General features: G+C 72.5%; 13 protein-coding genes. 9 read left to right on the top strand and 4 right to left on the bottom strand.

Annotation, left to right across the window (positions count from 1 at the left end):
- Nucleotides 1–42 precede the first annotated feature (42 nt).
- The 3 genes from AES38_RS06275 to AES38_RS06285 form a co-directional block, all read right to left on the bottom strand.
- Nucleotides 43–723 carry a response regulator transcription factor gene (locus AES38_RS06275; protein ID WP_053774251.1) on the bottom strand — a complete coding sequence of 227 codons (681 nt, stop codon included), beginning with the start codon at nt 721–723 and terminating at the stop codon, nt 43–45.
- Nucleotides 724–846: 123 nt separating this feature from the next.
- The gene (gene metX / locus AES38_RS06280; protein ID WP_053774252.1) at nt 847–2,058 is read right to left on the bottom strand and encodes a homoserine O-acetyltransferase MetX; all 1,212 of its coding nucleotides are present in this window, start codon (nt 2,056–2,058) and stop codon (nt 847–849) included.
- A gap of 41 nt (nt 2,059–2,099) precedes the next feature.
- Entirely contained in the window at nt 2,100–3,470 is a 1,371-nt protein-coding gene (locus tag AES38_RS06285) for a bifunctional o-acetylhomoserine/o-acetylserine sulfhydrylase (protein WP_053774253.1), read from the bottom strand.
- Nucleotides 3,471–3,606: 136 nt separating this feature from the next.
- Here AES38_RS06285 and AES38_RS06290 point away from each other — a divergent pair, with 136 nt between their 5' ends.
- Nucleotides 3,607–4,404, top strand: a complete 798-nt coding sequence (locus AES38_RS06290) for an SDR family oxidoreductase (RefSeq protein WP_053774254.1) — start codon at nt 3,607–3,609, stop codon at nt 4,402–4,404.
- Between the two features lie 32 nt (nt 4,405–4,436).
- Here the strand turns inward: AES38_RS06290 and AES38_RS06295 are convergent, their stop codons facing one another.
- Nucleotides 4,437–5,111, bottom strand: coding sequence for a TetR/AcrR family transcriptional regulator (locus tag AES38_RS06295; protein WP_053774255.1), 675 nt, complete (start codon nt 5,109–5,111; stop codon nt 4,437–4,439).
- Nucleotides 5,112–5,261: 150 nt separating this feature from the next.
- Between AES38_RS06295 and AES38_RS06300 the strand changes: the two genes are divergently transcribed.
- The 8 genes from AES38_RS06300 (at nt 5,262) to AES38_RS06335 (ending at nt 13,676) form a co-directional block, all read left to right on the top strand.
- Complete coding sequence (locus AES38_RS06300) at nt 5,262–6,302, top strand: TerC family protein (RefSeq protein ID WP_081001854.1); 1,041 nt, start codon at nt 5,262–5,264, stop codon at nt 6,300–6,302.
- Nucleotides 6,299–7,099 (top strand): PP2C family protein-serine/threonine phosphatase, encoded by an 801-nt coding sequence (locus AES38_RS06305; protein ID WP_053774257.1) that lies wholly within the window; start codon nt 6,299–6,301, stop codon nt 7,097–7,099. The genes AES38_RS06300 and AES38_RS06305 overlap by 4 nt, the downstream gene beginning before the upstream one ends.
- A gap of 79 nt (nt 7,100–7,178) precedes the next feature.
- Entirely contained in the window at nt 7,179–8,648 is a 1,470-nt protein-coding gene (gene leuC, locus AES38_RS06310) for a 3-isopropylmalate dehydratase large subunit (RefSeq protein ID WP_053774258.1), read from the top strand.
- Nucleotides 8,649–8,650: 2 nt separating this feature from the next.
- On the top strand, nt 8,651–9,265 hold the full coding sequence (gene leuD / locus AES38_RS06315; protein WP_053774259.1) for a 3-isopropylmalate dehydratase small subunit: 615 nt from the start codon (nt 8,651–8,653) through the stop codon (nt 9,263–9,265).
- Complete coding sequence (murA, locus tag AES38_RS06320) at nt 9,266–10,636, top strand: UDP-N-acetylglucosamine 1-carboxyvinyltransferase (RefSeq protein WP_053774260.1); 1,371 nt, start codon at nt 9,266–9,268, stop codon at nt 10,634–10,636.
- 127 nt (nt 10,637–10,763) lie between these two features.
- Nucleotides 10,764–11,501 carry a lysophospholipid acyltransferase family protein gene (locus tag AES38_RS06325; RefSeq protein ID WP_053775701.1) on the top strand — a complete coding sequence of 246 codons (738 nt, stop codon included), beginning with the start codon at nt 10,764–10,766 and terminating at the stop codon, nt 11,499–11,501.
- Complete coding sequence (locus AES38_RS06330; protein ID WP_053774261.1) at nt 11,494–12,564, top strand: NAD(P)H-dependent glycerol-3-phosphate dehydrogenase; 1,071 nt, start codon at nt 11,494–11,496, stop codon at nt 12,562–12,564. The genes AES38_RS06325 and AES38_RS06330 overlap by 8 nt, the downstream gene beginning before the upstream one ends.
- Nucleotides 12,565–12,566: 2 nt before the next feature.
- Nucleotides 12,567–13,676 carry a D-alanine--D-alanine ligase family protein gene (locus AES38_RS06335; protein ID WP_053774262.1) on the top strand — a complete coding sequence of 370 codons (1,110 nt, stop codon included), beginning with the start codon at nt 12,567–12,569 and terminating at the stop codon, nt 13,674–13,676.
- Nucleotides 13,677–13,705: the final 29 nt, after the last annotated feature.

Consider the following 13,705-nt stretch of genomic DNA (forward strand, 5'->3'; position numbering starts at 1 on the left):
CATGCGCTAGGGGAGCCGACCGCGGGCGGACGGCGGGACCTCCTACTCGGGCGCGATCCAGCCGTGGCGGATGGCGTGGCGGCGGAGCAGGAGCTTGGTGCCGAGGTCCGTCCCGGCGTGCAGGTACTTCCGACGCGCGCGCTTGATGTAGGACTTCACCGTCTCCTCGGTGGTGCTCATGGCCTCGGCCACGTCGCGGATCGAGCGGCCGCCCGCGTACAGCACGAGCGCGCGCTGCTCCTGCTGGCCGAGCCGCGGGTCCTCCTCCGCGTGGAAGCCCTGCATGGCCTGCTGCACGAGCGCCGTCTGCCGCGGCGTGCCGTCGGCCGCGGCGTGGATGGTCGCGATCAGCTCCTCCGACGACTCCGCCTTCGGCACGACGGCGGCCGCGCCCGCGCGCATGACGCCGTGGATGGTGGAGGCGTCCGCGTGCGTGCTCAGCAGGACGGAGGTGAGGCCGGCGCCCGCGAGGGTCCGGATCTTCTGCGCGACGGGCACGTCGTCGCGGAGCGCCAGGTCGAGGACCACCACGTCGAACGCGTCCGGGAAGCGGTCGTCGCGCACGAGCCCGCTCCAGGTGGGCGAGGTCGCCACGACCTCGACGCCCGTGCGGGGACGCGACAGACGGGCGCTCAGCCCGTCGAGGAGGAGGACGTGGTCGTCGACGAGGGCCACGCGGACCCGTTGGCCCTGGCCCGTCGCGTGCAGCGGACGTCGGCTCATCGGTGCTCCCCTCGTACGCCGGTGCCCGGAGGCGGCGGCGTGCTCCCAGGGGAAGCATAGGAACGCATGATGACGCGGGGCGATGCCGCGCGCCGAACTCACCCCCGGACTGGGGCGCTCCTCCTACGCGTCGACGTCGAGCAGCCGCGCGAGCTCGCGTCCGACCGCCTCGCCCTCGATGAGGAAGCCGTCATGGCCGTAGTCGGAGGAGATCACGACGACCTCGCCGCCGTCGATCGACCCGGGCACGGCCCTGGCGATGCGGCGCTGGTCGGCGACGGGGAAGAGCCGGTCGCTGTCGATCCCGACCACGAGCGTGGCGGCCCGCACCCGGCCGAGCGCCGCCTCCACGCCCCCGCGGTCACGGCCCACGTCGTGCGAGCTCATCGCGTCGATGAGGCGGATGTAGCTGGTCGCGTCGAACCGGCGCGTGAACTTGTTGCCGTGGAAGTCGAGGTACGACTCCACGGCGTACCGTCCCTCGTCGCCCATGGGGCTGATGCCGCTCTGCCACGAGCGGGAGAACCTGTGGTTGAGCTCGTCGGGGCTGCGGTAGTTGAGGAGGGCCATGCGGCGCGCCAGGGCGAGGCCGCGGTGGGGGCCGTCGCCGTCGGCCGCGTCGAAGTAGTCGCCGTCGCGGTACGCGGGATCCATGCGGATCGCCTCCGCCTGTACGGAGTTGAGGGCGATCTGGTCGGCGCTGGAGATGGCGGGGGCCGCCAGGATCGCGAGCCGGCGCATCCGGGCGGGGTGGCCGACGCCCCACTCGAGCGCCTGCATGCCGCCCATCGAGCCGCCCACGACGGCCGCCCACTCGTCGATCCCGAGCGCGTCGGCGAGGGCGACCTGCACGGCGACCTGGTCGCGGATGGTGATGTACGGGAAGCGCGCCGCCCACTCCGCGCCGTCGGGGGCGAGGGACGCGGGGCCCGTCGTGCCCTGGCAGCCGCCGAGCATGTTCGGCGCCACCACGAACCACCTGTCGGTGTCGATCGCGAGGCCGGGACCCACGATCCCCGACCACCAGCCGCCCGTCGGCTGGCCGGGGCCGGCAGGACCGCGGAGGTGGCTGTCGCCCGTGAGCGCGTGCAGCACGAGCACGGCGTTCCGGCCGTCGGCGGCGCGCTCGCCGAAGGTCTCGTACGCGACGCGCACGGACGGGATCCGCCCGCCCGCCTCCAGGTCGACGCCGCCGACCTGCGCGAAGAGCCGGGCGGCGACGGGGTCGCCCTCGCGCCACGCCCCGGACGCCGGGGGGCGCCCGATCAGGGAGCGGATCTGCGCGTCCGTCACGAGGCTCGACGGGACGGTGTCCTCGGGTGTCTGCCAGTCCATCGCGATCAGTGAAGCACCCGTGACGGACGCGCGCCCGAGTGTTACGCCCCGCCCGCCAGCGCGCCCTGCGGTGACGCGTCGTTCGCGGCGTCCTTCACGGCCCGCGCGGCACGGAGCCCCACCTCGAGGTCCTCGATGATGTCGTCGATGCTCTCGAGGCCGACCGACAGGCGCACGAGCCCGGGCGTGACGCCCGCCGTCAGCTGCTGCTCGGGCGTGAGCTGCGCGTGCGTGGTCGACGCCGGGTGGATCACGAGGCTCCGCACGTCGCCGATGTTCGCCAGGTGGCTGAACAGCTGGAGCGAGTCGACGAGCGCGCGTCCGGCGTCCACGCCGCCCTTCAGCTCGAAGGAGAGCACGGCGCCCACCCCGCGCGGGGCGTACCGGTTCGCGGCGGCGTACGAGGGGCTCGTCGGCAGGCCCGCGTAGTGGACGTTCGCGATGTCCTCGTGGGAGTCGAGCCACTCGGCGACCGCCTGCGCGTTCTGCACGTGGCGCTCGATCCGGAGGCTCAGCGTCTCGATGCCCTGGATGAGCTGCCAGGCGCTCGCCGGGGCGATGGACGCGCCGAGGTCGCGCAGCAGCTGCACGCGCGCCTTGGTGATGTACGCGACGCCGTCGCCGAGCGCCTCGGTGAAGGTGACGCCGTGGTACGACGGGTCGGGGGTGGTGAGGCCCGGGAAGCGGTCGCCGTGCTCGGACCACGGGAACCGGCCCCCGTCGACGACCAGGCCGCCGATGACCGTGCCGTGGCCGCCGAGGAACTTGGTGGCGGAGTGCACGACGACGTCGGCGCCGTGCTCGAACGGGCGGATGAGGTACGGCGTCGCGATCGTGTTGTCCACGATCAGCGGGACGCCCGCCGCGTGCGCCCGGTCGGCGACGGCGCGGATGTCGAGGATGTTGATGCGCGGGTTGCCGATCGTCTCCGCGAAGAAGAGCTTCGTGTTCGGCCGCACGGCCCGGGCCCACGCCTCGGGGTCGTCCTGGTCCTCGACGAAGGTCGTCTCGATGCCGAGCTTCGCGAGCGTGTACTTGAAGAGGTTGTAGGTGCCGCCGTAGATCGACGAGCTGGAGACGATGTGGTCGCCGGCCTCGGCGATGTTGAGCACGGCGAACGTCGACGCCGACTGGCCGGACGCCACCAGGAGCGCCGCCGTGCCGCCCTCGAGCGCCGCGATGCGCTCCTCGACCACGGCCTGCGTCGGGTTCATGATGCGCGTGTAGATGTTGCCCGGCTGCGCCAGCGCGAAGAGGTCCTGCGCGTGCTGGGAGTCGTCGAACACGTACGACGTGGTCTGGTAGATGGGGGTGGCGCGCGCGTGCGTGACCGGATCCGGCGCCGCTCCCGCGTGGATCTGCTGCGTCTCGAAGCGCCAGCCGGCCGTTCGGTCCTCGTCGTGGTCGCTCATGTCGCGCCCTTCCTTCCGCTGTCGGTGCGCGCCGCCGTCGGGCGCACGCCGACACTAGGAAGCGCGCCGCGAGCCGGTCAACGCGACCCGTCTCGGGACGTAACCCGCGGGCGTCCGGCTTCCCTACGCTGGGGTCATGTCCACCACCAAGAGGGTCGTCGTCACGGGTGCGAGCTCGGGGATCGGCGCCGCCACCGTCCGCCTGTTCCGGAGCCGAGGATGGGACGTCGTCGCCGTCGCCCGTCGTGAGGAGCGCCTGCGGGCGCTCGCCGAGGAGACCGGCGCGACCTACGCGGTCGCCGACCTCACGGTGCAGGCCGACGTCGACGCGCTCCGCGACCGGCTCCGCGAGACGGGCCACGTGCACGCGCTCGTGAACAACGCCGGGGGAGCGGTCGGCACCGACACGGTCGAGGGCGGATCCGCCGCCGACTGGGCCTGGATGTACGAGATCAACGTGCTCGCCGTGCAGCGCGTGACGAGCGCGCTGCTCCCGCTCCTGCGCGCCGGCGTCCCCGCGGGCGGCAGCGCCGACGTCGTCACCGTCAGCTCCATCGCCGCGCACGTGCCCTACGAGGGCGGCGGCGGGTACAACGCGGCGAAGGCGGCCGTGCACGCGATGCTCGGCGTGCTGCGCCTGGAGCTCGCGGGGGAGCCGATCCGCGTCATCGAGATCGCCCCCGGCCAGGTGCGGACCGACGAGTTCTCGCTCGTGCGCTTCGGCGGCGACCGTGCGAAGGCCGACGCCGTCTACGCCGGGGTGCCCGGCCCGCTGACGGCGGAGGACGTGGCCGAGGCGATCGTGCACGCGGTGGAGCTGCCGCCGCACGTGAACGTCGACCTGCTGACCCTCAAGCCCGTGGCGCAGGCCGCGCCGCACAAGCTGATCCGCCAGCCGCTCGCGGTGCGCGAGGAGCTCACCGACCGGGGCTGAGCGCCGACGGCCGCCCGGCCCGGCGGGACCCGTCAGGCCGCGGGGGCCGCCGCGACGGCGGGGGCGTCGGGCAGGGGCCCGGTGAGGAAGCCCTGGACGACGGGCCCGTGCAGGGCGACGACCGCCTCGCGCGACATGCTCGCGATGGGCTCCATCCGCCAGATGTACCGCGTGATGGCGATGCCGCCGAGGGCGGCGCCGACGAGCGAGTTGCGGATGTCGACCTCGTCGGCCGGGGTGCCCTCGGGCAGCGCGCCCATCCAGTGCTGCGGGGCCGCCTCCGCGAAGCGCTTGTACGCGCCGCTGTCGTGGTCCGAGGTGACGGTGACCCAGCGCATGATGGTCGACCCGACCGGGTGCTCCCAGGTGTGGAGGGCCGCGTCGACGAGGGCGGCGCCGCGCTCCTCGACGGGCAGCTCGCGCATCCGGACGTAGGGGGCGATGAGGTCCTCGGAGGGCCGCAGCGCCTCCTCGAGCAGGGCCTCGAGCGAGCCGAAGTAGTAGCGCACGAGGCTGGGGTCCACGCCCGCGGCGGCGGCGATGCGCCGGGCGCTCACGCGGTCGGCGCCGGACTCGATGAACAGCATGCGCGCCGCCTCGATGATGCTGGCGCGCGCGTCGCCCGAGGTGCGGGGCCCGCGACGCCTCGGGGAGGAGTCGGCGCCGTCACGGTCGGATGCATCGAGCTCGTTCGCCAGTACGGCCATGGGGCGTCCCTCTCGTGTCATGAGCGACCACCGTAATGGCGGGCCGCGGCGCGGATGCCCCGGATGGGGGAATTGTGAACAACCCGTCGGGCGCCATGTAGTTTCGTCGAGGCATGTCCGTGCCGCTCCCGTGCTGCAGAAAGCCTCCGCGTGCCCTTGGTCCTCCCCCTCCCGTTCGAGATCGTCTCCCTGACGGTCCTCGTCCTCGTCCTCGTCGCCGACCTGCTGATCGTGTACCGGCGCCCGCACGTCCCCTCGACGAAGGAGTCGGCCCTCTGGGTCGCCTTCTACGTGGGGCTGGCGCTGGTGTTCGCGGTCATCATGCTGTTCGTCGCGGGCGGCGAGCACGCCGGCCAGTTCCTGGCGGGGTGGTTGACGGAGTACAGCCTCAGCATCGACAACCTGTTCGTGTTCGTCATCATCATGAGCCGGTTCAGCGTGCCCCGGAAGTACCAGCAGGAGGTGCTCATGGTGGGCATCATCATCGCGCTGGTGCTGCGCGGCATCTTCATCCTGCTGGGCGCCGAGCTCATCGAGAGCTACAGCTGGATCTTCTACATCTTCGGCGCGTTCCTGCTCTACACGGCGATCAAGCAGGCCGTGGGAGACGAGGACGAGGAGAGCGAGGACTCGCTCTTCATCAAGTTCCTCCGCCGGCGCCTGAAGATCGCGCCGGACTTCGACGGCTCCAAGGTGCGCACCGTCATCGACGGCCGCAAGGTGCTGACGCCCATGGTCATCGTGTTCGTCTCGATCGGCACGACCGACCTGATCTTCGCCCTCGACTCGATCCCCGCGATCTTCGGCATCACGCAGTCGCCGTTCATCGTCTTCACCGCGAACATCTTCGCCCTGATGGGCCTCCGCCAGCTCTACTTCCTGCTCGGCGGGCTGCTGGACCGGCTCGTGTACCTCAAGTACGGGATCGCGTTCATCCTCTTCTTCATCGGCGTGAAGCTGGTCCTGCACGCGATGCACGAGAACACGCTGCCCTTCGTCAACGGCGGCGAGGGCATCGAGTGGGCGCCCGAGATCCCGACGATCGTGAGCCTCGTGGTGATCCTCGCCTCGATGCTGGTCGCCACGGTCGCGAGCCTCATCAAGATGAAGGCGGACGGCACGCCCGTCACGGGTGCGGCCGCCGAGCCCACGCCGGTCGAGCGCGGCGACGACGACCGGACCGGCCGGTGACCGAGGCTCGCACCATCTCGCTCGGCGGGCGCCGGATCCACGTCACCTGGTCGGCCCGCACGGACGTCGGCAGCGTGCGCGCCGTCAACGAGGACGGGCTCCTCGCGGACCCGCCGGTGTGGCTCGTGGCCGACGGCATGGGCGGGCACGCGTTCGGCGACCGCGCCAGCGCGACGCTCGTCGAGACCTTCGGCGGGCTGTCCGGCGACGCGCCCGTCACGCGCGACCTCATCGTCGAGGCCGTCGACGCGTCGAACGACGCCATCGGCGACCTCATCACGGGCGACGACCCTCCCGGGACGGTGGCGGGGACCACGCTCGCGGGCGTCGCGCTCGTGCTCGCCGACGACGGCGATCCGCTCTGGATGGTCTTCAACGTCGGCGACTCCCGCGTCTACGCGTGGGCCGACGGACGGATGCAGCAGGTGACGGTCGACCACTCGGCCGTCCAGGAGCTCGTCGACCAGGGCCGCATGACGCGCGCGGAGGCCGAGCGGAGCCCGGTGCGGAACCTCATCACGCGCGCCGTCGGATCCCACGACGAGGTCGCGGCCGACGAGTGGCTCCTGCCCGTGACCGAGCACCAGGTCTTCCTCATCTGCTCGGACGGGCTCACCAAGGAGCTCGACGACGACGCGATCTCCGCCGTGCTGCAGCTCGCGCACGCGGACGGCGGCGGCGTGGACCGCGCCGCCGACGCGCTCGTCGCGCAGGCGCTGGCGTCGGGCGGGCGCGACAACGTGACCGTCGTGGTGATCGAGGCGCGGGCCGAGCACGCGGGCGCGCCCACCACCTGAGGAATAGCGGCGGGCGCCCGGCGTTAGACTCCCATGATGCGCGAGGGGTCCCTCGCGCCACTGCCATGAGGAGAGCCGCGTGCACCCTGCGAAGACCCTGGCCGAGAAGGTGTGGGCCGACCACCTGGTCGCCGAGGGGGAGGACGGCACCCCCGACCTCCTCTACATCGACCTCCACCTCGTGCACGAGGTCACCAGCCCGCAGGCGTTCGACGGCCTCCGGCTCGCCGGCCGCCCCGTGCGTCGCCCAGACCTCACCATCGCCACCGAGGACCACAACACGCCGACCGTCGGCATCGACCGGCCCATCGCGGACCTGACCAGCCGCACCCAGATCCACACCCTCCGCAGGAACGCCGAGGAGTTCGGGATCCGCCTGCACTCGCTCGGCGACATCGAGCAGGGCATCGTGCACGTCGTCGGGCCGCAGCTCGGCCTCACGATGCCGGGCATCACGGTCGTCTGCGGCGACTCGCACACCTCCACGCACGGCGCGTTCGGGGCCATGGCCTTCGGCATCGGCACGAGCGAGGTCGAGCACGTCATGGCGACGCAGACGCTGCCGCTCCAGCCGTTCAAGACCATGGCGGTCACGGTCGAGGGCACGCTGCGCCCCGGCGTCACGGCGAAGGACATCATCCTCGCGGTCATCGCGCAGATCGGCACGGGCGGCGGGCAGGGCTACGTGCTCGAGTACCGCGGCAGCGCCATCCGCTCGCTCTCCATGGAGGGCCGCATGACCATCTGCAACATGTCGATCGAGGCGGGCGCGCGCGCCGGCATGGTCGCCCCCGACCAGACCACGTACGACTACCTGAAGGGGCGCCCGCACGCCCCGTCCGGCGCCGACTGGGACGAGGCCGTGGCCTACTGGGACACCCTCGCGTCCGACGACGACGCGGTCTTCGACGCCGAGGTGCTCCTCGACGCCGACACCCTGGAGCCCTTCGTCACCTGGGGCACCAACCCGGGTCAGGGCGTCTCGCTCAGCGACCCCGTGCCGGATCCCGCCGCCGTCGCCGACCCGAACGAGCGCGCCGCCGCCGAGCGCGCGCTCGCCTACATGGACCTCGCCCCCGGCACGCCCATGAAGGAGATCGCGGTCGACACGGTCTTCATCGGCTCCTGCACCAACAGCCGGGTCGAGGACCTGCGGGCCGCCGCCGAGATCGTGCGCGGCCGCACCAAGGCCGAGGGCGTCCGCGTCATGGTCGTCCCCGGCAGCGCGCGCGTGCGGCTCGAGGCGGAGGCCGAGGGGATCGACAAGGTCTTCACCGACTTCGGCGCCGAGTGGCGCTTCGCCGGCTGCTCCATGTGCCTCGGCATGAACCCCGACCAGCTCGCGCCGGGGGAGCGCTGCGCCTCCACCAGCAACCGCAACTTCGAGGGCCGGCAGGGCAAGGGCGGGCGCACGCACCTCGTGTCGCCGCTCGTGGCCGCGGCGACCGCGATCCGCGGCACGCTCTCGAGCCCGTGGGACCTGCAGGAGGACGGCGTGGTGGATGCCGACGTCATCCGGCAGGCCGCCGCCGTCGGACAGGAGGCCTGATCGTGGAGCCCATCAGCCGGGTGACCGGGACCGCCGTGCCGCTCAAGCGGTCGAACGTCGACACCGACCAGATCATCCCCGCGCAGTTCCTCAAGCGCGTCACCAAGACCGGGTTCGAGGACGCGCTGTTCTTCCAGTGGCGCCAGGACCCCGCGTTCTTCATCAACCAGCCGGTCTACGAGGGCGCGACCGTCCTCGTCGCCGGTCCGGACTTCGGCACGGGCTCGTCCCGCGAGCACGCCGTGTGGGCGCTGCGCGACTACGGCTTCCGGGCCGTGCTCAGCCCGAGGTTCGGCGACATCTTCCGGGGCAACTCCGGGAAGCAGGGCCTCCTCACGGGCATCGTGACGGAGGACGACGTCGAGAGGCTGTGGTCCGCGATGGACGCGGAGCCCGGCCTCGACCTCACCGTCGACCTCGTCGAGCGGGTCGCCACGGCACCCGGCCTGACGGTCCCGTTCGAGATCGACGAATACACTCGGTGGCGGCTCCTCGAGGGGCTCGACGACATCGCCCTCACCCTCCGGGACGAGGACGCCATCACCACCTTCGAACACAACCGGGCCTCATGGCGCCCGCGCACATTGCCGGCCCGGCCGGCAGCTCTGGAGAACTGAATGAACTCACTAGTCAGCGACGCCAAGAACGCGGGGGAGCGGGTGGGCCTCATGTCCGACTCCATCGTCATCAACGGCGGCATCCCGCTGCGCGGCCGCATCGAGGTCCGCGGGGCCAAGAACCTGGCGACGAAGGCCATGGTCGCCTCCCTGCTCGGTGAGACCCCCAGCCTCCTGCGCTCGGTGCCCGACATCAGCGACGTGCGCGTCGTGTCCGGCCTCCTCGAGGTGCACGGCGTCACCCTCCGCAAGGGCGAGCAGGAGGGCGACCTCATCCTCGACCCGAAGGACGTCGAGAGTGCCCACATGGCGGACATCGACGCCCACGCGGGCAGCTCGCGCATCCCGATACTCTTCTGCGGCCCGCTGCTCCACCGCCTCGGCGAGGCGTTCATACCCGACCTCGGCGGCTGCCGCATCGGCGACCGCCCCATCGACTTCCACCTCGACGCGCTGCGGGCCTTCGGCGCGGTCGTCGAGAAGCTCCCGAGCGGCATCCGCCTCACGGCGCCGAACGGCCTGAAGGGCGCGAACGTCGAGCTGCCCTACCCGAGCGTCGGCGCGACCGAGCAGGTGCTGCTCACGGGCGTCCGCGCGAAGGGCATCACGGAGCTGAAGAACGCGGCCATCGAGCCGGAGATCATGGACCTCATCGCGATCCTGCAGAAGATGGGCGCGATCATCTCCGTGGAGCCCAACCGCGTGATCCTCATCGAGGGCGTCGACCGCCTCGAGGGCTACACGCACCGCGCGCTCTTCGACCGCAACGAGGCCGCGAGCTGGGCCTCCGCGGCCCTCGCCACGCACGGCGACATCTTCGTCGGCGGCGTGCGCCAGGCCGAGATGATGACGTTCCTCAACGTGTTCCGGAAGGTCGGCGGCGCGTTCGACATCGAGGAGGACGGCATCCGGTTCTACCACCCGGGCGGCGACCTCAAGCCCGTGGTCATCGAGACCGACGTGCACCCCGGCTTCATGACGGACTGGCAGCAGCCGCTCGTCGTGGCGCTCACGCAGGCGCCCGGCGTCTCGATCATCCACGAGACCGTGTACGAGAACCGCTTCGGCTTCACCGACGCGCTCAACGAGATGGGCGCCGACATCGTCGTGCACAAGGAGGGCCTCGAGGGCCACGAGCGCCGCGTGGCGCGTCGCGACTTCGAGCAGGCCGCGGTCATCACCGGGCCGACGCACCTGCACGGCGCCGACATCACCGTGCCCGACCTCCGCGGCGGGTTCAGCCACCTCATCGCCGCGCTCACGGCCGAGGGCCGGTCCACCGTCAGCAACGTCGGGATCATCTCCCGCGGCTACGAGGACTTCATCGGGAAGCTGCGCCAGCTGGGCGCGGACTTCTCCTACGAGGGATAGCCTCGCCGGCGGCGCCCGCGCCGCCCACGCCGACCGGGCGCGTCCGTCGAGGACGCGCCCGGTCCTCCGCCGGGTGGTCCCCGCACGGCGGGCGACCGACGACGACCGCGACCCGACCGGAGGATCCATGGCGAACGAGAAGGCCCGACCGTCGATCTTCTGGGTGCTGGCCGCGCTCGTGCTGCCGGTGCTGAACACGGCCGTGCGGTTCGAGATCCACCACCCCGAGCGGATGCCCCGCACGGGGTCCTATGTGCTCGCGCCGAACCACCACAGCGAGATCGACCCCGTGGTCATGGGCGCCGTGGCGTGGAAGCTCGGGCGCCTGCCCCGCTTCCTCGCGAAGGCGTCGCTGTTCGACGTTCCCGTCGTGGGCTGGTTCCTCCGCCGCTCCGGCCAGATCCCCGTGCAGCGCGACGGCGGGGTGCGCGGCGGCCAGGCGCTCACCGCGGCATCCGACCTGGCGCGCGACGGCCGCATCGTCGTCGTCTACCCCGAGGGGACCCTCACGCGCGACCCCGACCTCTGGCCCATGCGCGGCAAGACCGGCGCCGTGCGGCTCGCCCTGCAGGCCGGCATCCCCGTGATCCCGGCCGCGCACTGGGGGACGCAGAAGCTGATGGGCCGGTACTCGAAGCGCGTGCGGCTCTTCCCGCGCACCACCATCCACGTCGCCATCGGCGAGCCCGTCGACCTCTCGCGCTTCCGCGACCGCAGCCTCGACTCCGCCACCCTGACCGAGGCGACCGCCGTCGTCATGGCCGCCATCACGGAGCTCGTGGAGGAGCTGCGCGGCGAGACCGCCCCGACCGAGCGGTGGGATCCCCGCTCCCAGAACCAGAAGGAGACCGGCCGCTTTGAGTGACGCGAGCGCGAGCCCCGCACCCGACCCCCGCCCCGCGACCGGCGACGCCGCCGACGGGGAGCGGCGCCGCGTCGTCGTCCTCGGCGCCGGCAGCTGGGGCACCACCTTCGCCAAGGTCATGGCCGACGGCGGGAACGACGTCGTCATGTGGGCCCGTCGCCCGGAGCTCGCCCGGGAGATCACCGAGGCCAAGCGCAACAGCGACTACCTGCCCGGGGTGAACCTGCCGCGGCGGCTCACCGCCGACTTCTCGCTCGAGCGCGTGCTCGCGGGCGCCACCGACGTGTTCGTCGGCGTGCCCAGCCAGTCGCTCCGGGCGAACCTCGAGGCCGCGCGCGACCTCGTCCCCTCCGACGCCGTGGTCGTCAGCCTCATGAAGGGCGTGGAGAAGGGCACGGGCCTCCGGATGAGCGAGGTGATGCAGGAGGTGCTCCGCATCGCGCCGGAGCGCATCGCCGTCGCGTCCGGCCCGAACCTGGCGCTCGAGATCGCGCGGGAGCAGCCGACCGCCGTCGTGGTGTCGTCGTCCGACCAGGCCACCGCGGAGCGCGTGGCGAAGATCGCCCGCAGCCCCTACTTCCGCTCGTTCGTGAACACCGACGTGATCGGCACCGAGTTCGGCGGCGTGCTCAAGAACCTCATCGCGGTCGCGGTCGGCATCGTCGACGGCGTGGGCTACGGCGAGAACACGAAGGCCTCGATCATCACGCGCGGCCTCGCGGAGATGACCGCCTTCTCCGTCGCGTACGGCGCCCGCGCCGAGACGCTCGCGGGGCTCGCGGGCCTCGGCGACCTCATCGCCACGTGCGAGTCGTCGCTGTCCCGCAACAACACGGCCGGGCGGCTGCTCGGCCAGGGCTACAGCTTCACCGACGTGGTCACGAGCATGCAGCAGACGGCCGAGGGACTCTCCTCCGTCGCGCCCGTGCTCGAGCTCGCCCGCCAGCGCGGCGTCGACATGCCCATCGTGGAGCAGGTGTCGCAGGTGCTCGCGGGCACGCTGTCGCCGCGGGACATCGCGCCGCACCTCACCACCGACGACGACACGCCCCAGGGGGAATGAGCATGACCGAACGCATCCGGGTCGTCCTCCTCTTCGGCGGCACCTCCAGCGAGCACTCCATCAGCTGCGCCACGGCGAGCGGCGTCCTCGGCGCCATCGACCGCGAGCGCTTCGAGGTGATCCCCGTGGGGATCACGCCGCGCGGCGCCTTCACGCTCCAGGACGACGACGCGGCGGCCTTCGCGCTCGACGCGGACGCCCTGCCCGAGGTGGCGGACAACGGCACGCGCGTGCGCTGGCCGGAGGACGCGTCCTCCCGCGAGCTCCGGGTCCGGGACGCGGACGGCTCCGAGCGCTCGCTCGGCCGCGTCGACCTCGTCTTCCCGATCCTGCACGGCACCCAGGGCGAGGACGGCACCGTGCAGGGCATGCTCGAGCTCGCCGGGCTGCCGTACGTCGGCTCGGGCGTGCTCGCCTCGGCGCTCGGCATGGACAAGCACTACGCGAAGACCGTGCTGCGCGCGGCGGGCATCCAGGTGGCGCCGTGGATCACGGTGTCCCGGCACGAGTGGGCGGCCGACCCCGCGGGCGTCCGCGCCCGGGCGGCCGAGCTCGCGCTCCCGGCGTTCGTGAAGCCCGCGCGCGCCGGATCCAGCGTGGGCGTCAGCCGCGTGGCGGAGGCCGCCGCGCTCGACGCCGCCCTCGAGACCGCGTTCCGCGAGGACGACCGCGTGCTCGTCGAGGCGGGCCTCGTCGGCCGCGAGGTCGAGTGCGCCATCCTCGACGACGGGCCGGGCCGGGAGCCGCGCGCGTCCGTCGCGGGCGAGATCGTCGTCTCGGGCCGCGACTTCTACGACTTCGAGGCCAAGTACCTGGGCGCGGACGGCATCGACCTGGTCTGCCCGGCCGACGTCACCGACGCGGAGCTCGCCGAGATGCGCGAGCTCTCGATCCGGGCGTTCCGCGCGGTCGACGGCCGCGGCCTCGCGCGCGTCGACTTCTTCCTCACGGCGGACGGCTTCGTGCTCAACGAGGTCAACACGATGCCGGGCTTCACGCCCATCTCCATGTTCCCGGCCTGCTGGCAGGCGTCCGGCATCGCGTACCCGGAGCTCATCTCGCGGCTCCTCGACGTGGCGCTCGCGTGGGAGGCGGATGGCGCCCGGGGCTGAGGCCGGTCGCCGGGCGGCGACGAGCCTAG

Origin of the sequence: Clavibacter capsici (genome assembly GCF_001280205.1) — a bacterium.
Taxonomy (GTDB): Bacteria; Actinomycetota; Actinomycetes; order Actinomycetales; family Microbacteriaceae; genus Clavibacter; species Clavibacter capsici.